This is a genomic window from Psychrobacter piechaudii, assembly GCF_900162825.1.
In the GTDB taxonomy this organism is placed as follows: Bacteria; Pseudomonadota; Gammaproteobacteria; order Pseudomonadales; family Moraxellaceae; genus Psychrobacter; species Psychrobacter piechaudii.
Map to the genome: position 1 here is coordinate 1 of NZ_FUGE01000292.1, position 204 is coordinate 204.

The window sequence follows — 204 nt, forward strand, 5'->3', positions numbered from 1 at the left end:
TCGCTAAACCGAGGGGATTCCTACAGCTAGACGGTCAAGCCCGACCGCGAGGATGTTCTTAGCAGCATTGATATCTCTATCATGCCATGTGCCACACTCAGCACAAGTCCATCCTCTTATTCGCAAACCTGCTCTACCTTTTGGACTACTGTCACTTATTTTATGGCAGCACGAGCAGGTCTGGGTAGTGTAACTCTCATTTAC

The 204-nt window shown here is 48.5% G+C and carries 1 protein-coding gene; it reads right to left on the reverse strand.

The genetic code is table 11. The features are described 5' to 3' along the window. Positions 1–3: 3 nt before the first annotated feature. Positions 4–204: zinc ribbon domain-containing protein (locus A1019T_RS13060; RefSeq protein ID WP_143514052.1), on the reverse strand; the 201-nt coding region annotated here is incomplete at its 5' end.